Origin of the sequence: Alitabrizicola rongguiensis (assembly GCF_021491355.1) — a bacterium.
In the GTDB taxonomy this organism is placed as follows: Bacteria; Pseudomonadota; Alphaproteobacteria; order Rhodobacterales; family Rhodobacteraceae; genus Aliitabrizicola; species Aliitabrizicola rongguiensis.
This window is the reverse complement of the sequence record NZ_JAKENF010000001.1, coordinates 922,267-941,362: the sequence shown is the minus strand read 5'-3', so window position 1 is coordinate 941,362 and position 19,096 is coordinate 922,267. Positions and strand designations below refer to the sequence as shown.

Annotated in this window: 14 protein-coding genes; 5 read left to right on the top strand and 9 right to left on the bottom strand. The window is 64.4% G+C overall.

Translation table 11 applies throughout. The annotated features are described in order from the left end of the window. Positions 1–92 precede the first annotated feature (92 nt). Complete coding sequence (gene pncA, locus L0V05_RS04695) at positions 93–701, top strand: bifunctional nicotinamidase/pyrazinamidase (protein ID WP_234868923.1); 609 nt, start codon at positions 93–95, stop codon at positions 699–701. Between the two features lies 1 nt (position 702). Next, positions 703–1,995, top strand: a complete 1,293-nt coding sequence (gene pncB / locus L0V05_RS04690; RefSeq protein ID WP_234868922.1) for a nicotinate phosphoribosyltransferase — start codon at positions 703–705, stop codon at positions 1,993–1,995. A gap of 1 nt (position 1,996) precedes the next feature. On the opposite strand, the gene arfB is transcribed toward pncB, so the two are convergent. From arfB to L0V05_RS04660, 6 genes are all read right to left on the bottom strand, one after another. Further along, the gene (gene arfB, locus L0V05_RS04685) at positions 1,997–2,419 is read right to left on the bottom strand and encodes an alternative ribosome rescue aminoacyl-tRNA hydrolase ArfB (protein WP_234868921.1); all 423 of its coding nucleotides are present in this window, start codon (positions 2,417–2,419) and stop codon (positions 1,997–1,999) included. A 257-nt stretch (positions 2,420–2,676) separates the two neighbouring features. Beyond that, on the bottom strand, positions 2,677–3,300 hold the full coding sequence (locus L0V05_RS04680; RefSeq protein WP_234868920.1) for a queuosine precursor transporter: 624 nt from the start codon (positions 3,298–3,300) through the stop codon (positions 2,677–2,679). A gap of 82 nt (positions 3,301–3,382) precedes the next feature. Continuing rightward, the gene (locus L0V05_RS04675) at positions 3,383–4,222 is read right to left on the bottom strand and encodes an esterase-like activity of phytase family protein (protein WP_234868919.1); all 840 of its coding nucleotides are present in this window, start codon (positions 4,220–4,222) and stop codon (positions 3,383–3,385) included. Between the two features lie 29 nt (positions 4,223–4,251). Then, on the bottom strand, positions 4,252–5,130 hold the full coding sequence (gene mepA / locus L0V05_RS04670; RefSeq protein WP_234869200.1) for a penicillin-insensitive murein endopeptidase: 879 nt from the start codon (positions 5,128–5,130) through the stop codon (positions 4,252–4,254). Between the two features lie 14 nt (positions 5,131–5,144). Continuing rightward, the gene (locus tag L0V05_RS04665) at positions 5,145–6,530 is read right to left on the bottom strand and encodes an MFS transporter (protein ID WP_406565956.1); all 1,386 of its coding nucleotides are present in this window, start codon (positions 6,528–6,530) and stop codon (positions 5,145–5,147) included. Between the two features lie 57 nt (positions 6,531–6,587). Further along, entirely contained in the window at positions 6,588–7,130 is a 543-nt protein-coding gene (locus L0V05_RS04660; RefSeq protein ID WP_234868917.1) for an acyl-CoA thioesterase, read from the bottom strand. 129 nt (positions 7,131–7,259) lie between these two features. Here L0V05_RS04660 and L0V05_RS04655 point away from each other — a divergent pair, with 129 nt between their 5' ends. Together L0V05_RS04655 and recQ are read left to right on the top strand one after the other, a co-directional pair. Next, positions 7,260–7,547 (top strand): YggT family protein, encoded by a 288-nt coding sequence (locus L0V05_RS04655; RefSeq protein ID WP_234868916.1) that lies wholly within the window; start codon positions 7,260–7,262, stop codon positions 7,545–7,547. A 26-nt stretch (positions 7,548–7,573) separates the two neighbouring features. Continuing rightward, positions 7,574–9,616 carry a DNA helicase RecQ gene (gene recQ, locus L0V05_RS04650; RefSeq protein ID WP_234868915.1) on the top strand — a complete coding sequence of 681 codons (2,043 nt, stop codon included), beginning with the start codon at positions 7,574–7,576 and terminating at the stop codon, positions 9,614–9,616. Between the two features lie 13 nt (positions 9,617–9,629). Here recQ and L0V05_RS04645 read toward each other — a convergent pair whose 3' ends face one another. After that, the gene (locus L0V05_RS04645; RefSeq protein WP_234868914.1) at positions 9,630–10,589 is read right to left on the bottom strand and encodes an acetyl-CoA carboxylase carboxyltransferase subunit alpha; all 960 of its coding nucleotides are present in this window, start codon (positions 10,587–10,589) and stop codon (positions 9,630–9,632) included. A gap of 112 nt (positions 10,590–10,701) precedes the next feature. Here L0V05_RS04645 and L0V05_RS04640 point away from each other — a divergent pair, with 112 nt between their 5' ends. Next, positions 10,702–11,538 (top strand): AraC family transcriptional regulator, encoded by an 837-nt coding sequence (locus L0V05_RS04640; protein WP_234868913.1) that lies wholly within the window; start codon positions 10,702–10,704, stop codon positions 11,536–11,538. Here L0V05_RS04640 and pbpC read toward each other — a convergent pair whose 3' ends face one another. Beyond that, entirely contained in the window at positions 11,539–13,581 is a 2,043-nt protein-coding gene (gene pbpC, locus L0V05_RS04635) for a penicillin-binding protein 1C (protein ID WP_234869199.1), read from the bottom strand. Further along, the gene (locus tag L0V05_RS04630; protein ID WP_234868912.1) at positions 13,578–19,037 is read right to left on the bottom strand and encodes an alpha-2-macroglobulin family protein; all 5,460 of its coding nucleotides are present in this window, start codon (positions 19,035–19,037) and stop codon (positions 13,578–13,580) included. Before L0V05_RS04630 ends, pbpC begins: the two co-directional genes overlap by 4 nt. Positions 19,038–19,096 lie beyond the last annotated feature (59 nt).

The window sequence follows — 19,096 nt, the reverse complement described above, 5'->3', positions numbered from 1 at the left end:
CTTCGGCTTCGCAAGCCCCTGATCTGGTTGCCCGGCTTGACGCTCGGCCTACCCGCCCTTAGGCAGGACCGGTGTATCGCGCGGAGGGCGCCATGAGAGCTGCGAACGAGGCGCTCATTGTCATCGATATCCAGAACGATTTCTGCCCCGGTGGCGCGTTGGCCGTGGCAGAAGGCGACCTGATCATTCCTAGGGTCAATGCCCTTCTGGAACAGTTTCACGTGCGGGTCCTGACCCAGGACTGGCACCCGGCGAACCATTCATCTTTCGCCGCCAATCACCCGGCCGCCGCGCCGTTCAGCATGGTCGAGATGGATTATGGCCCGCAGGTGCTCTGGCCGGTGCATTGCGTGCAGGGCACAGCAGGCGCCGAGTTCCATTCCGATCTGGAGGTGGACCGCGCGGACCTCATCATTCGCAAGGGCTTCCGTCCGGCGATAGACAGCTATTCGGGCTTCTACGAGAATGATCGGGTTACCCCGACGGGGCTTGACGGCTACCTTAGGTCACGCGGGGTTACAGCAGTCACCATCGTCGGCCTGGCCACCGATTTCTGCGTGGCATATTCCGCGCTCGATGCTGTTGGGCACGGGTTTCGGACAACCGTGCTGGAAGGCGCCTGTCGCGCGATTGACTTGAACGGCTCGCTGGAGGATGCCCGGCAGAAGATGCTGGCGGCGGGTGTGATCCTGGAGCCCTGAAATGGTCGATATCGCCACACGCGTCTATAACCACAAATGGAAGATCGATCCGATCGTCCGGTCCCTGATCGACACCGACTTCTACAAACTTCTGATGTGTCAGTCGATTTTCCGAAATCGACCCGACACCAATGTCGAGTTTTCCCTCATAAACCGCTCGACGAAGATCCGGCTGGCCGAACTGATCGACGAGGGAGAACTGCGCGAACAGCTGGATCATGTCCGCACGTTGCGGCTGTCGCGCGGGGAAAGCACCTGGCTGCGCGGCAACACCTTCTACGGCAAGCGCCAGATGTTCCGTCCCGACTTCATGGAATGGTTCGAGCATCTGCAGCTTCCGCCTTACCATCTGGAAAAACGTGACGGCCAGTACGAGCTGACATTCGAGGGGCGCTGGCCGGAAGTGATGCTGTGGGAAATCCCTGCCATCGCCATCATCATGGAGCTGCGCAGCCGCGCGGTGCTGGAGCATCTGGGCCGGTTCGAGCTTCAGGTCCTCTATGCCCGGGCGATGACCAAGCTGTGGGAAAAGATCGAACGTCTGCGGCAGATCGAGGGTCTGCGTATCGCCGATTTCGGCACACGGCGACGCCATTCCTTCCTGTGGCAGGATTGGTGCGTGCAGGCGATGATGGAAGGGCTGGAAGGCAAGTTCACCGGCACCTCGAACTGCCTGATCGCCATGCGCCGAGAGGTCGAGGCGATCGGAACCAACGCCCATGAATTGCCGATGGTCTATGCTGCACTGGCCGAAACCGATGACGAGTTGGCGCAGGCGCCCTACCGCGTGCTCGCGGACTGGCATGAGGAGCATGAAGGCAACCTGCGGATCATCCTTCCTGACACCTATGGAACCGAGGGTTTCTTGCGCAATGCGCCCGACTGGCTGGCCAGCTGGACGGGGATCCGGATCGATTCCGGTGATCCTGCGACCGGGGCAGAGACCGCCATCAAATGGTGGCAGGAACGCGGTGAGGACCCGCGGCAGAAGCTGGTGATCTTTTCCGATGGCCTCGATGTCGAAAAGATCGAGGAATTGCAGCGCCGCTTCGCCGGTCGCGTGAAGGTCAGCTTCGGCTGGGGCACAATGCTGACGAACGATTTCCGCGGGCTGGTCCCGGGCGACGAACTCGCGCCGTTCAGCCTCGTCTGCAAGGCGGTTTCGGCCAACGGCCGCCCCACGGTCAAGCTGTCCGACAACCCCAACAAGGCGATGGGCCCGGCCGACGAGATCGAGCGCTACAAGCGCGTTTTCGGCGTGGGCCAGCAGGTCGCGGCTGAAGTGGTGGTCTAGGCTATTCTTCGTCTTTCGGCGCGGCACGGCCGGCCTTGACTTCGGACCGGACGGCCTTTGCCTCCAGCCGCCGGCGCTGGCTGCCAAGCGTCGGCTTGGTGGCAATGCGGCGCTTGGGTGCGACCAGCGCCTGACGGATCATCTCGACCAGCCGCTCGCGGGCAAGTTCACGGTTGCGGATCTGACTGCGGGTCTCCTCGGCGCGGATGACGATGGCGCCGTCGGTTGTCCACCGCCGACCCGCCAGTCGTTTCAACCGGGTCTTGACCGGAGACGTCAGGTGGGGCGACCGCTCTGCCTCGAACCGCAGTTCGACGGCGGTTTCGACCTTGTTCACGTTCTGACCGCCGGGCCCCGACGACCGCGAAAAGGTCTCGGTCAGCTCCCAGTCGGCGATTGTCAGTGTGTCGGTGATCCGCAGCATGGCGCAGGTTTCCGAGACGATGTTCCACAAGAGAAAGGGTCGCCCCGCGAGGCGACCCCTTCCGAGTTCAAGGAGATGGGCCAGTTAGGTTTCAAGCCCAATCGCTGGTCTGTTTACACGGGGGCTGCCCCTAGCAAACACGCCCTCCGACTGTCCCGACACCTATCTCCAATATCCCTCTAGACACTGGATCACCTCCTTTCAATGGGTTGCCGATATTCGAATCGTGCCACAGATTTTGTGTTTGTCAAAAGTTTTCACGCAACCCTTGTGAGCTTCCGCCGAATAAACAGACGAAACGGCATGAGCGCCACAAAAGCGATCAGGAGCTTCACCAGATAGTCGGCAGATGCGAGCGAAATCCATAACGGCAGCACCGGCCCCACACCCAGAAGCGGGATCGCCTCGTTCGCCCAAGCCACGTCGTTGGCCGGGTCGAGGAAGCTCAGCTGGGCCGCGAAGGCGATGGAGAAGAACAGGCCGGTGTCCAGAACCGAGCTGACGATCGGGGAAATCAGCGGCGGCTTCCACCAGGCGTCGCGCCGCATCCGGTCGAAAATCGTCACGTCCATCAGTTGCGACGCAAGGAAGGCCGCGCCGGAGCCGAGCGCGACGCGGAAGCTGACCAGCGGGCCGAATTCGCCCTGGATCTGCGATCCGATCAGCGAACAGATGATCCCCGTGATGAAGCCGGCGACGACGACCTTGCGCGCGGCCGGAGCGCCGTAGAACCGGTTCGTCAGCTCGTTCACAAGGAAGGCGAAGGGATAGGTGAAGGCACCCCAGGTCAGCCATTGGCCGAACAGGAACTGCACGAGGATGTTCGAGGCCACGACGATCGCAGCCATGGCCATTACGGCCGGCAGAAGTTTCTTGTCCATGTCTGATCCGTTTTGACAAGGTAGCGGAGACTTGGCCCCGATCCTTGGGGCGCGCCGCCTTACCGCGCCGCAAAGCCCCAAGTCAATTGGAAAGCCGGATCTCGACCAGTTCAGTGCCGCGTGGATCAAGAAAGTTGTCGTCAGACACCATCGTAGCCCTCAGGCTGCCATCCGGTGCTTGCCAGACGGCGACGCTTTCAAGATTGCCGAAGCGACCAGGAGATGACGCGAAGATCGTCTCGCCTGGCAGGATCCCTTCGGCCCCAAACGTGAAGCGGCGCAGGCGCGAGGCGAATCCCCCAAGTCCGCGGAACTGCCGCTCGACTACGTAGAGCCGGCCATCAGGGCCGATGTCCGCGCCGGCCGGGTAGAATGACCCATCAACAGGCAACAGCCAGGGTTGGTCCCAAACCCCGTTCCTGAACCGGAAGAGCGGTGTCAGCCCGTCGTCGCGAAGCGTCTCTTCGGGCAGGGTGAAGAGCGTTCCGTCGGCAGAAACCGCCAGGGACTCAAGCGAGCCGTTCGGCGCCATCGTTACGAATTCCGGAGCGGATGCAAGCAGAGTGCCCGGTTCGTCCAGGCTGGGATAGCGCATCACGCGCGCCGGTCCCTCAAACGAAACATAGGCGGTGCCATCCGTCGCGATAGCCAGCCCTTCGCTGTCACGGCTGTCGGCAGGCAGTGGAGCGGTGCCGATACCATTCAGCACATGAACTGCGCCCGTGCTGATCCCCTCTATCCGGCCCTGATCGTCCCGCGTGATCTCGGCCTCGACCCAGGCGCCCCGGTCCGACAAGGCAAAAAGGTGCCGCCCGCCATCGGTGACCTCAAGACCGGACCAACCGCCAAAGAGGGGATCGCTGCCGGCCCAACGAAAGTCGTCGATCAATCCCGGCGGGTCGGCACGTGTTGTAATCGTCACCGGGCCGAGGGCAAGGAGAAGGCCTGCGCCTAAGGCGAGGCGAGTACGCCGGAGCATTGCTTGGGCAGATCTGCCATCGTGTATTGCCGCGGGCCGCGTTTGGGCGCGGCGGGTTTTTCCTTCTTCGTGGCCTTGGGCGGATTGAGCGCATCCGTCACCCACCAGGTCAGCGTTTCGTCGCAGCCATCACCGCCTTTGGACAGATCCTTGACGGTCGGCGTCTGCGTCTTGCACAGGGTCGCGCCGGGCGGACATTTCAGCCGGACATGGAAATGGGAATCATGTCCCCAATACGGACGGATCTTCTGCAGCCATTCCTTGTCCTTGCGCTTTGCGGTCCGGCACAGCTCGATCTTCACGGGAGCGGTCACGAAGATGCGGTCGACGCGCGGGTCCGAGGCCGCCAGTTTCAGCACCTCGCCCAGTGCGGGCGTCCAGTTGCCGTTGAGGCTGCGCTGATCCTCGCTACGGACCGAGACCGAACTGATCGATTCCCTCTGGGCGCGGCTCAGATCCAGGCGCGCGGGCTTAAGCATCCAGATGTCGACGTCCAGACCGATCTGGTGGCTTTGATGCCCCGAGACGGACGGGCCTCCGCGCGGTTGCCCGATATCGCCAACATAGAGACCTCTCCAACCGGCGGCCTGCACCTTGGCACTCAGGTCTTCGATGTATTCGATCGTTACCGGCATGCCCCAATTGCGATTCCGGCTAAGCCGCATCGCCTGCCAGGTGGGTCCCGTCTCGGGCAATTCCACAAGGCCTGCGGCGCACCCCCGGTCATAACCGCCGATCGGCATCGGCTGCTGGTTCGACGGCGTATCGACAGACCCGAACAGTTGCGTCGCCAGCGGAGCAGCGCCGGCAGGCGCAGCAGCGAGCAGCGACGCGAAGGTAAGGCGTATCATCCAGCTGCGCATCGTCATGGCGTTGCATGGTCTCCTTGTGGACGGACGGGAGCCAGAAGAATAAGCCCGATCAGGAACAGAACGACAAGCGGCGTGATGCCTGCCGCCTGGCTTTGGGTGGCTGCGGTGACGACTGCGATTGAAAGTGGGGCGATGAACGAGGTTGCCTTCCCCGCCAGTGCGTAAAGGCCGAAAGCTTCGGTGATGCGCTCCGGGTCAGCCTGGCGGACCATCATCGTGCGGCTGGCGGCCTGGATCGAACCGCCGGCTGCGCCGATCAGACCGCCGAGAATGAAGAAGGCGATGTCAGGCATGTGGCTCTCCGGCCCGACAGCGAGACCGAATACCGCCTCGCGCGAGACGAAGACGATGCTGATTGCAACCAGTGACAGGATCACCAGACAGCCCTTGATCACCGGCTTTGGCCCGAACCGGCTGTCAGCATGACCGCCAAGCCAGGTAAAGACCGCACCGGTGATCGCCGCGAGGATCCCGAAGATCCCCACGAAGGTGACGCTCCATCCAAGCACACCCGCTGCATAGATGCCGCCGAAGGTGAACATGCCGTTGAGCGCGTCGCGGTAAAGCATCGACGAAATCAGGAAATGGAACAGGCTGCGCTGATGAGGCAGCGCCCGCAAGCTTTGCTTCAGGTCGGGCAAGGCGCGGCGGGCTGCAGCGGAAACGCTGATGGCGTCGGCCTTCCGCGGCTCGCGTACCCAAAGGAAGAAGGGGACCATGAAGATCGCATACCAGATCGCCGTGAAGGGCCCGACCGCGCGCGTTCCCTCTCGCGATGCAGCGTCGAGGCCGAAAAGCGGCGCACCCCCTAGCAGTGTCTTGCCTTCCGGATTCTCGGCAAGGAAGAACAGCACCAAGATCAGCGACACCACTCCTCCGAGATATCCAAAGGCCCAGCCGGAGCCCGAGATGCGCCCGATCTCCTCGCGGGTGCCAAGATCGGGCAGCAGTGAATTGGTGAAGGTGGTGGCGAATTCCATGCCCAACAGGCCGATTCCGAAGCTGAGCATCACCAGCCAGATATTTGGGTCATCTGGCCTGGCGTACCAAAGTCCCCAGGAACCAATCACATACATCAGCGAAAACAGCAGGATGAACCGCATTCGCCCGCCGGTGTGATCTGCAATCGTGCCAAGCAGAGGCGAGCCAAGCGCGATTAGGATGCCGGCCGCTCCGATGCCGTATCCCCAGACGGTCTGCGCTGCTGTCCCATCCTGCATGATCGATGCCATGTAGGGGGCAAAGATGAAGGTCATAAGAAGGGTATTGTAGGGCTGGCTGGCCCAGTCGAAAAAGAACCAGCCCCAGATGCGGCGCTTTGGTGTCGTCATTTCGTGGCCCGCCCGCGCCGCATGATCAGGTCTGGCGCGATGAAACAGGCAAAGCCCCAAAGGTGCAAGCCGCAAGCCGGTTGCACGGCCCGATTCCGCCACAGCTCAGTCGGCGATCTCCGGTCCGGGTGGCCAGGGGCGCTGAGCGTCGGCGGCAATCCACGCCTGGACCCAATCGGGAAGGGCCGGACTTTGCGGCGCTGCATCCATGGCGCGCGCGACCTGCTCGGGAGCGACGATGCCGGAGTCCGACGTTACAGCCATGCGGATAAGGATGTGGTTGGCGCAGTCATCCCCCTTCCACATGCTTTGCTCGATATAGAAAAACCGATGGTCCCAGCCGATGCAGCGGCTGCGCATTTCGATCCGCTCGAACACTCTGATGCGGCGGCGGTAGCGTGTCGAGTTCCCGGCTACAGTCATGCCCCAGCCATTGCGGCGCGCCACTCCGACCAGGCCCGACCGCAATGCCAGTGGAAAGCGGCCGAGGTCGTAGAGCGTCAGCGTCCGGCCGTTATTCAGTTCGCGGAAGATGTCCAGATCCCAAGGCCAGCAGCGGTGCCAGGAAACATGGGTGCCGGTCAGGCTCAACCGGGGTTGGTGGCGAACGGATCGCACCTCGAGAAGCATGCGGGCAAAGGGATACATCAAAGACTACCTTTCTGATCCGCGCTTTCTCCGGGCGGAACGCCAGCGTCAAGCGAAACGCTGCGGAACTGGTTGCCCTTGGCGCGGCCGCCCTATACCTCTGGCGCATCTTTCATCGCCGGTGGCCGCATGACTTCGCTGTTCCAGATCCTCCTTCTGCTTCTCGACATCGCCAAGTTCGTGGTGCTCGCGCACATCATCATGAGCTGGCTGATCAATTTCCAGGTGCTGAACCTGCGCCAGCCCGTTGTCGGGCAAATCTGGGACGCACTGAACCGCATTCTAGATCCGGTCTATTCGCGGGTTCGCCAGATCATACCGGTCATGGGCGGTTTGGACTTCACGCCTCTGGTCGTCCTGGTGGCGATCTACGCGCTCCGCATCGTCCTGTTCAACAACGCCATGGCCTTCATGTGATGTCCTGACGGGCATCGCCCCCGGCCATGACCGAGCCAGCCGAGCTTCTTCATTCGATCTTCGGCTTCTCCGGCTTCCGGCCGGGGCAGGCTGAAATCGTTGAGGCGGTGCTTGCCGGGCGCAACACGCTGGCGATCATGCCGACCGGGGGCGGAAAGTCGCTTTGCTTTCAATTGCCGGCACTGTGCCGCGATGGCGTGACAGTCGTGATATCACCCCTGATTGCGCTGATGCGGGATCAGGTTCGGGCGCTCAGGGCAGCTGGAGTCGAGGCGGGAGCCCTCACCTCGGGTAACACCGAGGAGGAAACCGAGGAAGTCTTTCGGGCATTGGATGAGGGGCGGCTCAAGCTCCTCTACATGGCGCCCGAACGTCTCGCCTCCGCTGCAACTCTGTCGATGCTGCGGCGGATCGGAACGAAGGCCATCGCAGTCGACGAGGCGCATTGTGTCAGCCAATGGGGCCACGATTTCCGGCCCGACTATCTGCGCATCGGCGAGTTGCGCCGCGGCCTTGGCGTGCCTCTTGCGGCTTTCACTGCTACGGCGGATGAAGAAACACGGGCCGAGATCGTCGCGCGTTTGTTCGACGGCGCGATGCCCGAAGTGTTCCTGCGCGGCTTCGACCGGCCGAACCTGCGGCTGGCTTTCGAGGTGAAGGATCAGCCGCGCCGGCAGATCCTCGATTTTGCCGCGGCGCGACGCGGCCAGTCCGGCATCGTCTATGCCGCAACCCGCGCCAAGACCGAGACGCTCGCCGCAGCCCTGACCGAGGCCGGGCATTTCGCCTGCTTCTATCACGGAGGTATGGAGGCGGACGAACGCCGGCGGGTCGAGGTTCGCTTCCAGCAGGAAGACGGGCTGATCGTTGTTGCAACGATCGCCTTCGGCATGGGCATAGACAAACCTGACATCCGCTGGGTCGCCCATGCCGACCTGCCGAAGTCCATCGAGGCCTATTACCAGGAGATCGGGCGCGCCGGGCGCGATGGCGCGCCATCCGATACCCTGACGCTCTACGGGCCCGAGGACATCCGGCTGCGCCGCGCGCAGATCGACGAGGGACTGGCGCCGCCGGATCGCAAAGCGGCGGATCATGCCCGGCTCAACGCCCTTCTCGGTCTGGCCGAAGCGACGGGTTGCCACCGGCAAGTGCTGCTTGGCTATTTCGGCGAAACGTCCGAGCCCTGTGGCAACTGCGATCTCTGTGAACGCCCGCCGGCGCTGTTTGACGGAACCGAGGCGGTGCGCAAGGCCTTGTCGGCGATTCTGCGCACCGGTGAGTGGTTCGGCACCGGCCACCTGATCGACATCCTGACCGGGAACGCGACCGACAAGGTACGCGAGCGCAAGCATGACGGGCTGCCGACCTTCGGCGTCGGACGGGAGCTGACCAAGCCGGCCTGGACGGCGGTGTTCCGACAGATGATGGGGCGTGACCTCGTGCGTCCAGACCCTGACCGGCACGGGGCGCTTCGGATGACCGATGCGGCGCTGCCGGTTCTGCGCGGCGAGGAAAGCATCACTCTCCGGCGCGATACGGTGACTGACCGATCCAAACCGGTCGTCCGGGCGCTTGTCGCCGACGAGGATGCGCCACTTCTGTCGGCGCTCAAGGCCAAGCGTCGGGCCTTGGCCGAGGAGGCCGGCGTGCCCGCTTACATCGTCTTTCCGGACCGAACGCTGATCGAGATGGCGGAACGCCGACCGAAGACCATGGACGAGATGGCCCGTATCAGCGGTGTCGGCTCCAAGAAACTGGAAAGTTTCGGCCTGGCCTTCCTTTCGGTGATCACCGGTGCCGGAGCTGACCCGCTTCATCCGCAACGGATGCGCCTTGCCGGTCGCGAGGAAGGCGAGATCTTCGACCGGCTCGCCGAATTGAATATCCGCCTGTCACGGGGCGAGGAGGGCACGGAAAGACCGCTGTCCTGCACCCAGTCGACACTGCGCAAGATCGCCGAGACGCGACCCAGGACATTGGCAGAGCTGGAACGGATTTCCGGGGTCGGCCAGATGAAGGCCGAGCGTTTCGGCGCGGCCTTCCTGGCGGCAATCGAGGGCGATTGACTCTGCTTGGCGGTTAGGCAGCCAGACCTTTTGAACCCATGTCGAGGAACTTTTGCCGGCGATCCTTGACCAGCGCCTCGGGCTTCTTGCCGGACAGTTCCTTCAGCATCGTCTCGATCGCCTTGCCGACCGCTTCCACTGTTTCCTTAGGCCCGCGCTGAGCGCCGCCCATCGGTTCCTTGATGATCCGGTCGATCACGCCCAGCTTCTGCAGATCCTGCGCGGTCAGGCGAAGGGCCTCGGCCGCCTCACGCATCTTCTCGGCATCCTTCCACAGGATCGAGGCGCAGCCTTCGGGCGAGATGACCGAATAGATCGAATGCTCCAGCATGGCGATGCGGTTCGCAGTGGCAAAGGCCACCGCTCCGCCCGATCCACCCTCGCCGATGACGACCGAGATCAGCGGCACCCCGATGGCAAGGCATTTCGCCGTCGACTGCGCGATCGCCTCGGACTGGCCTCGTTCCTCGGCTCCCTTGCCGGGATAGGCACCGGGCGTGTCGATCAGCGTAACGACCGGCAGGCCGAACCGGTCTGCGAGGTCCATCAGCCGAATCGCCTTGCGATACCCTTCGGGCCGCGCCATGCCAAAGTTGCGCTCGATCCGGGTCTTGGTGTCCGATCCCTTCTCGTGACCGATGACCACGACCGCCTGATCGTTGAACCGGGCAAGCCCGCCCATCACCGCGTGGTCGTCGGCGAAGTTGCGATCGCCTGCGAGCGGGGTGAACTCGGTGAACAGCCCGTCGATGTAGTCCTTGCAATGCGGACGGTCGGGATGGCGCGCGACCAGACACTTCCGCCAGGGCGAGAGGTCCTTGTACAGGTCCTTGAGCAGCGCATCGGCCTTCTTGTCGAGGGCCGCCGCCTCTTTCTCGACATCCATCTCCTTGTTGGCGCGGCCAAGCGCGCGCAGCTCCTCGGCTTTGCCTTCGATCTCAGCGAGGGGCTTTTCAAACTCGAGATAGTTCATGACGGATCATCCTTGAGGAGTCGCCCCTATATGGCCTTGGCGTCCCGTCGATGCAACTCGGCAAGATTTGCCGGCTGCGGCCGTGGCAAGGTTGAGGGACCGGAGGATGCGAATGACCCACCACCATGAGAAACGCCTTAACCGGGTGCTCGACTACATCCACGACAACCCGACGGACGACCTGTCGCTTGATCGGTTGGCCGAGGTGGCCGCGCTCAGCCGCTTCCACTTCCACCGTCTCTGGCGTGCCATGACGCTGGAAACGGCGGCCCAGACGGTCCGGCGAATGCGGCTGCACCGGGCGGCCGTGGCCCTTGTCACCGGCACGACGCCAGTCGCGCAGATCGCGGGCGAGGTCGGCTATCCTGATGCCGACAGTTTCTCGCGGGCCTTCGCCGACCTCTATGGCGTGCCTCCGTCCAGCTACCGGCACCGCGGTCAGCATCGACCACCGCTCCTTCCCACCCCAACAGGAGATGATTCCATGCCTGATGTCACGATCCGCACCGAACCACGCCGCCGCCTTGCCGCCGTTACCCATACCGGACCCTATTCCGAGATCGGGCGCGCCTTTGAAAAGTTGTTCACCACGCTTGCTGCCCGTGGGCTTCTGGTCCAGGCCGGATCGATGCTGGCGCTCTACTACGACGACCCTTCGACCGTCCCGCCCGAGCAACTGCGCTCCCATGCGGGAATTGCCTTGCCCGAGGGCGCTGAGATCGCAGCCCCACTGGAAGAGGTCATCGTCGATGGCGGACGAACTGCCGTCCTGACCCATCGCGGCCCTTATGCCGGGCTGCCCGCGTCCTGGGACGCCCTCTATCGGGGATGGCTCGCCACCTGCGACGAGGAACCGGCCGACCGCGCACCCTACGAAGTGTACCTCAACACGCCGATGGAGGTGCGACAGGGCGACCTGCTGACCGAGATCTGCGTCCCACTGAAATGATCACGGCCGGATTACCTCCACTGACGTCCGTGCCGACCGACCTGATGCGTCAATCACCGACAGCGTGATGAACCCGGTGCCGGGCAGCGTGAGCATCGCTTCCCGCTCCCGGTCGGCAATCAGGATCGGCAGGCCATCGGCCAGCCAGGTAAAGGGGGCGGTGCCCCCTGTTACCCTTACCTTGACCGCATCGCCCACTAGCTCCACCGCCGCGCCATCGGGGGGAAAGGTGACCTGCGGCGCATCAGCCGCCTCGAAAGCCGCGTGCCGGTTGCGGAATCTCTGCAAGGGCGCCGGCAACTGGGCGTTCGAGACGAGCAGAGTCGCGGGCGGTGGGGGCGGCAGGGGCGTAAAGGCAGGCTTCACCCGGTTGAAGGCCTGGAAAAGCACCGGCGCGGCCAGATCAGCGCCAAAGATGCCGGGGACGGGTGTGCCGTCGGCACGGCCCATCCAGACGCCGATCACCGTCTCGCCGTCGAAGCCGATCGCCCAGGCATCCCGGTTGCCGTAACTTGTCCCGGTCTTGTAGGCGAGGCGGTTCGCTGGCGCACCGGGTGGCGGTGCGAGGCCCGACAGGATATCGCCGATCTCCCAGGCGGCAACGTCAGACACGACGCGCTGCCCCTCGTCGCCCTCCTCTCCCGTCCAGTGAAGCGGCAGTGCCACCCCACCGCGCGCGAGGCTGGCATAGAGTTGTACGAGGTCGGTCAGCGTCACCCCGACCCCGCCCAGAGCGACGGCAAGCCCCGGCTGGTTGCCCGGAATGACGGGCTCGATCCCGGCCCGCCGCAGGCCCGCCAGCAGCGCCGAGGGACCCATCGCCTCGGTCAGCAGCACGGCGGGGATGTTCAGCGACTCCTGCAGAGCTTCGCGCACGCGGATCGTTCCATGCCAGGTCCGGTCGAAGTTCGTCGGTGCATAGCCGTCGAAATTGATTGGCTGGTCGTCGATCAGCGTCTCGGGATGCGCCAGCCCTTGGTCGAAAGCCAGCGCGTAGATCAGCGGCTTGAGTGTCGATCCGGGCGAGCGCAGCGCCATCGTCATGTCGACGAAGCCCTGCCGCGCGTCCGCCTGGTAGCCGGCCGAGCCTACCGAGGCGAGCACCTCGCCCGACCGGTGATCGGCCACCACGACCGCCACCTGCATCTGGTCGCCCTTGTCGGCCACCGCCTCGGCCGCCAGTTCTTCCAGCCTGGCCTGCAGACCCGCATCGACCGTCAGCATGATCCGCCCTGCCGTAGGATCGGCAGCCCGCACCCGGTCGGCCAGATGAGGGGCAATCGCGGGGAAGGGCAGGCGGGCATTTGGAACCGGCTCTGTCTTGGCGGCTTCGGACTGATCCGCGTCGATCACGCCCTCCGCTACCGCCCTCGCCAGAACCCGGGCACGACCCGATCCAGCCTTGGCCGGGAACCGATCGGGGCGGCGGGATTCCGGCGCCTGCGGGATCGCGACCAGCAGCGCCGCCTCAGCTGGGGTCAGTCGCCTTGGCTCCTTGCCGAAATAGGCGAGGCTCGCCGCCCGGATCCCCTCGAGGTTCCCCCCATAGGGCGCAAGGTACAGATACAGGTTCAGGATTTGCGCCTTGGTCAGCCGTCGTTCCAGCGCCAGCGCCACCCGCATCTGTCGCAGCTTGCCGCCTACCTTTCCGGTTCCGCTGTTCTCCAAAAGCCGTGCGACCTGCATTGTCAGGGTCGATCCGCCCGAGACAACATGGCCATAGCGCAAGGCTTGTCCCGCCGCACGTAGCAGCGCCACCGGATCAACGCCGTGATGGTCGTAGAACCGACCGTCCTCATAAGCGACCAGCATCGCAAGGAACTGCGGATCGACCTGCTCGCCGTCCACGGCCAGCCGCCAGCGCCCATCGGCCACCTGATAGGGTCGCAGGAGTTTGCCATTTCGGTCGACGACCTCCACGGAGGTAGCTGGAACCAGGGGCGGCAAATCCGTTGCCGCAACCCAGGCGTCAAACCGATCGCGCCCGACCGCGGCCAGCCAAAGGACGGCCGCGATCAGGAAGAACCATCGCGCGCGCATCAGGGCGTCACGACAACCTCGCCTGCATCCGACTGCGCGCGGAAGTCCGGTCGATACATGTCTTCGACCGAGGCGGCGGGATGATGGAACCGGCCCGGCGAGACGGCGCGAACGATGTAGCCCAGGCGGAACGGTGTCGCGTCCTGACGGTCCAGCGCGGCCAGGAACCGGTCCTGCCGGAACTCGGCATGGGTTACCTCGGTCTCCAGCCCCAGATCATCCAAAGCCGACACATCGCCGCCCCGGATCAGGTTCGGGTTGTCGATCTCGAAGCCCGCCGGCAGCGGATCGTTGACCATCAGCCGCGCCTCGCCGCTGTCGAAAGGCGTCACATCGACGACTGCCACCAGTCGCGTCCCGGCCTTGACCGAGGCGATATCCGCCGGCTGGCCATCGAGCGTGAAATAGCTCCGCGCGATCGCATAGCCGTTGCCGCCCGCCGGAACCGGATCTGAAGGGACGCCAAAGGCCGTCACGGTAAGCGTCGCCGGTTTCGCGGCGGTGTTCGCCACCATCACAGGCTCGGTGACGGCGCTGTCCAGCAAACGGACCAGCGGTCCGTCCACCTTCTGCCCGTTCATCGTGATGCCCGATCCGTCCGGTCCGGTCAGCAGCGCATTTGCCGCAAGCAGCAGCCATGCCGTTTCCTGCGGCGAGAGGTTCCCTTCGTTCTGTGCCAGTTGCCCCGCCAAAGCCTGAGGATCCACTGCGTTCGAGCCGGATCCCACGGCATAGGTCAGGACGGCCGCGGCATCCCGGCGGTTTGAGCCGAAATCGGCGCGGAAGATCTGACTGCCGGTATCGGGCTGCGCTGCCTTCAGCATCTTCGCCGCGCGGGTGAACATCGCATCGGCCCGGGTCTGGTCACCGTAACTTGCTAGCGCCGCGCCAAGCTGTGCCGCCGCCATCGGAGTCGAAAAGGCATCGCCCTTCACGTCCGCATAGTAGCGCAGGTCGCCGACAGCCGCCGCGCCTTCGCGCGCCAGCACCATCAGCGCATAGGCCAGCGCCTCGCCGCCCGAGTCGAAATCGGGCTGGTAGTTCACCTGGTTGCGCAGGTTGTCCAACGCTTGCCGGAAGGCGACGTCAGGCACATCGATGCCTTGGGCCCGCGCCTGCGAGAGGAAGTCGGTCGCATAGGAATCCAGCCAGAAGTCGCCCGACCCCGGTCCCCAGAGGCCGAAGGCCCCCTCGGCGCCCTGATTGGTGAGCACCTCGGCGACCGTTTCCTCGATCCGCTGGTGAATGTTGTCCGATCCTGGCAACTCCATCGCCTTGGCGATCTGGTCGAGGTAAAGAAGCGGCATCGCCTTGGATGTCAGCTGTTCGGTGCAGCCATAGGGATAGCGGTCAAGGCTGGCGAGCAGCCCAGGTGCGTTCAACCGTGCGATCGGTCCAACCGCCAGTGTTGCTTGCGCCGTGCCCGGGATCAGCCCGGCAAAGGCGTTCTGGTCGAAGGTGAAGGTCTGGCCCGGCTCCAGATCGAACCGGCTGATCCGCGCTATGGCGGGATCGTTCAGCTGCACCGGGATCGTCAGGTCCTTGGTCAGAAGCTTGCCATCCGGTGTGGTCAGGGCGACGCGTATCGTGTCGACACCCTCCTCTCCGGCGGTGATGGGGATCGAGACGACCTGCTTGCCCTTCTCTGCCAGATCGACGCCCGAGGGAGCATTGCCAAGCGTCAGCCCGGCCGAGGTCACGTCAAGACCCATCCGCCCGGCCGGGCCGGTCGCATGAACAATCTCAAGCAGCAGGCGGCTTTCGTCGCCCGGCGCGAGGAAGCGCGGCACGCTCGCCGTGACCACGACGGGATCGCGCACCAGCACATCGGTACTGGCCTGACCGACGCCGGTTTTGGACCAGGTCACGGCCATGACGCGCACCGTGCCATTGAAGCTCGGCAGGTCGAAGGTCGCCCGCGCCAGTCCATCCGCGCCGACCTCCAGCGGACCGGAGAAGAAGGCGACGAGTTGCTCGGTCGGCGGGGGCGCCTTGAGCTTCGCTTGCGCCCCGGCATCCCCGCCCGAACGCACGGAGCCCTCGGCTCCGTTCATCCCGTCGATGAGCCGCCCGTACAGGTCTCGGATGCCGATCCCGAGCTTGCGCTGGCCGAAATAGTAGGCTGAGGGATCAGGGGACTCGAAAGCGGTCAGGTTGAGGATGCCCACATCCACTGCAGCCAGAGTCACGTAGGCCTTCTCGCCCGGCTGGACGCCCTCCACCTTCACCGCCACGTCCATTGGCCCGCGCGGATCCGCCTCGGGCGCCGTCTCTATGGTGGCCTTCAGCTGCCGATCTCCCGGCGCGATGCTGGCATAGGACAGGCCGAGTGCCCGCGACGGGTTCCGCCCTGCGGCCACGTCGATCGGTTTCAGGGCCGAAACGGTCACGTAGACGCCTGCGCCCCAGTTCTCGGTCACCGGCAGGTCGATGATGTTCTCGCCCGCCGCGACATCGACCGTCTTGTGCTCGATCAGCCGGTTCGACAGAACCGTGACCAGAGCTGTCCCGGCGGCGCGTGGAACGACACGCAGCTTCGCGGTTTCACCCGGTTCATAGGCCGCCTTGTCGAGCGACATGTCCAGCATGTCGGGCGTCGTCGCCGCATCCGCCGTGCCGTACCAGCCTGCGGCGAATTTCACCGAGGTCGCGGCATAGGGCCCATCGGTGCGTTCGACGACCAGTTCGTAGTCGCCCCAGGTCGTATCAGTAGAAATCTGAACGGGTTCCGAGCCCGGCGCGGCGGTTCCCTCGGCGATCTTCTGGCGCGACGTCACGGGCTCCCACATCCACTGGCCGTATTGCTGATACCACTGGTAGTCGGTCGAGATCCGGTCGACGTGCCATTTCACCTGCATCGCGGCGGCCTTGTTGCCTTCGCCGACGCCGATGACATCGAAGACCGCCTTTCCATTCTCAGGCAGGGTGCCATCGAACAGGGGCTTCACCCCGATGATCGGAACGGTCGGCTCCAGCGGCTTGACGACCTGTCGCTCTACCGGGCGCCCCGAACCTTCGGCGACACGTACGGTCAGCCGCAACTCCAGCGGCCGCGCCGGATCCTCGACCTGGGGCAGCGCAACATTGAACGCGGCCTTGCCCTGCTCGTCGGTGCGGATGCCTTCCTCCAGCGGCTGCATCTGGGCCGAGAACGGCTCGTCTTCACGCCCGAAGACAAAGCCGGGAAACTCCGCAAGACCGTCGGCGGCGCGCAGCAGGGCTTCGCCCTCGATTGCGAGATCGCCACCGGGTGCGCCGAAGAGGTAGCGCACATCGACCGTAGCCTCGGGCGCATCGCCCAGCCGGACCGGAGCATCGGCGAGAGCAAGCTTGAAGTCGATCCGTTCGGGCAGGAAATCCTCGACAAGGAACGTCTTGGTCGCAAGCGACGGACCGTCGAGATCGGCATAGACCTCCATCCGCCAGACCCCGCGCGGCGCACCGCCCGAGATCGGGAAGCTGAACACATGTCCGCCTGCGCCCTGATCCTGCGCCACCTGCCGGGAGAACTCGATGCCATCGGGGCGAGAGATGATCGCCGTCAGCGGCAGCCCCTCGACCGAGGTCATTTCGGCGTCGCGAGTCAGCGCTGTCGCATTGACCGTTTCGCCCGCGCGGTAGGCGCCGCGATCGGTAGTCAGGAACACATCCACTGCACCCGCAGCCTCGCGCCCTTCGACACCACGATCGGACAGGTCGAACTCCGGATCGGTCAGCGACAGGAAGGATATGTCAGTATCGCCGTCGCGCAGGACGATCATTGCCGGCTCCGACCCGTTGGCGCCGCGCGTCAGGCCAGGATCAAAGACCGCGTAGCCCTGATCGTCGGTCGTCGCGCTGGCGAGCACGGCATTGGCACGGCTGACAAGATCGATCGCCACGCCCGCCTTCGGACCGGCATTTTCAAGGCTGCGAACGAATACATGCAGTCCGTCCGTGCCGGACATGCTTGTGACGCCCATGTCCGAAATCACGAACCACTGCCAGGCTGGCGCAATCGTGTAGGGGTCCGTTCCGGGCGCCGCGGCACGCAGGGCATAGACCCCGGGCTTCAGATCCTTCACCGCCTCGTCCATCGGCAGCCGGGTTGTGACGTCCTTGTTCACGTCCATCACCACGTCGGCCGTCCCGGCCCAGACCTCGGCGCCGACATTCCCCATGAAGTCGGCTTCGCTGTAGACATCCATCGGCCCGAGCAGGTTGTTCTGGATGGCGCGGAGCATGTTGCGGTCCGACACCTCGTAAAGCGTCAGGTCCAGAACCTTGGTGTTCACCGTCTGCACCGGAATTGCCGCGCCGCCTGCGCGCGGAAGGACATATGTGCGCCCGACAAAGCGTGCAGCCGGGCTGCGGTCGCGCACGTACTGGGTGATCGGCACCGATTTCACCAGAGTCTGCCCGTCAGCCGCCGGAAGGCCCTGACGGAAGGTCACGGTCACCCGTTGCCCATGCTCGACCCCTTCGACGCAAAGCTGCCGCCACGCTCCGGGCACCACGGTCATTGCCGGGTCGGGAAGCTGTACGAAATTCGCATAGTCGACGCCCTTCTCGACAAGATCTTCCGAGAAAGTCGCGCAGATGCGGGGCCGGGCGGAGTCGCTTTCCACCGTCGTCTCGGTGACCCGGAACCCGTATTTGCCGATCGCATCGTCGAGCAGCGCCTCGGTGTCATCGCGAGGCTGGATATCCTGTGCGAGCCGCAGCGCCTTGACCATGTCGCTGCCCCGATCGACGCTTTCCAGCGCGAAGGCCATCTGCACCAGCGCCGAATGCTGCTGTGCCGGGTCGGCACTGCGCAGGTATCCGTTGATCGCGGCTGACAGCGACCGGTCGCGGAACGCCCGCTGGTTGTTGCCGTCCGGCTGCCCCGCCGCGAGCAGAAGACGAGCGTACTCGACCCATTGATCGGGAGCATCCGTCAGGTTCAGCGCCGCACCCACATCGGTCGAGGCGACAGCGGGATCGCCGCCCATCTCGGCGTCTGCCGCGGCCCTCATCAACTCTTCCGCCGTCCAGTTGCCTGTGATGTGCTTGTTGGCCAGATCCACGGCCTGTGCATAGGCCTGACCAAGATCGTAAGTGCCGATGAACTTCGACAGATCCGCGGCACGCGCGCCGGCATCGGCCATGGCGCGCGGATCCGCCATCACCACTCGGCCAGAATAGGCGCCGGCGTAGGGCGTGCCCTCACCGACCGTCGATTTCGGGAAGCAGGAGCCATTCTTGCTGTTGAAGGTGAAGGCGAGACATTGCGTATCGGCAAGGCAGGCCCGTTCGCAGGCCTCGATGGTGGTATCGAAGATCGACTGCAGGTCGCCGCCCGGCATGTCGGTGTTCTCCGACAGGACGAAGCGACGTTCGGGGATCAGCGGCTGGTCCTGCGCGGCAAGTGGAAGGGGCGCCAGACCAAGGGCCGAAACAACCATCAGGGCGCGGCCCAGACCTGCAATGCGACGCATAAAAAACCTCCCGAGAAACTGTGTCCATCGTCGCATGTGCGCGTGAGTCCAAGCAAGGT

What these genes read in the sequence shown, in the direction of transcription:
- L0V05_RS04645 (WP_234868914.1), bottom strand. Translation starts at nt 10,589, where the DNA reads ATGAACTATCTCGAGTTTGAAAAGCCCCTCGCTGAGATCGAAGGCAAA.
- pncA (WP_234868923.1), top strand. Translation starts at nt 93, where the DNA reads ATGAGAGCTGCGAACGAGGCGCTCATTGTCATCGATATCCAGAACGAT.
- arfB (WP_234868921.1), bottom strand. Translation starts at nt 2,419, where the DNA reads ATGCTGCGGATCACCGACACACTGACAATCGCCGACTGGGAGCTGACC.
- L0V05_RS04630 (WP_234868912.1), bottom strand. Translation starts at nt 19,037, where the DNA reads ATGCGTCGCATTGCAGGTCTGGGCCGCGCCCTGATGGTTGTTTCGGCC.
- recQ (WP_234868915.1), top strand. Translation starts at nt 7,574, where the DNA reads ATGACCGAGCCAGCCGAGCTTCTTCATTCGATCTTCGGCTTCTCCGGC.
- L0V05_RS04640 (WP_234868913.1), top strand. Translation starts at nt 10,702, where the DNA reads ATGACCCACCACCATGAGAAACGCCTTAACCGGGTGCTCGACTACATC.
- pncB (WP_234868922.1), top strand. Translation starts at nt 703, where the DNA reads ATGGTCGATATCGCCACACGCGTCTATAACCACAAATGGAAGATCGAT.
- L0V05_RS04680 (WP_234868920.1), bottom strand. Translation starts at nt 3,300, where the DNA reads ATGGACAAGAAACTTCTGCCGGCCGTAATGGCCATGGCTGCGATCGTC.
- mepA (WP_234869200.1), bottom strand. Translation starts at nt 5,130, where the DNA reads ATGATACGCCTTACCTTCGCGTCGCTGCTCGCTGCTGCGCCTGCCGGC.
- L0V05_RS04655 (WP_234868916.1), top strand. Translation starts at nt 7,260, where the DNA reads ATGACTTCGCTGTTCCAGATCCTCCTTCTGCTTCTCGACATCGCCAAG.
- L0V05_RS04660 (WP_234868917.1), bottom strand. Translation starts at nt 7,130, where the DNA reads ATGTATCCCTTTGCCCGCATGCTTCTCGAGGTGCGATCCGTTCGCCAC.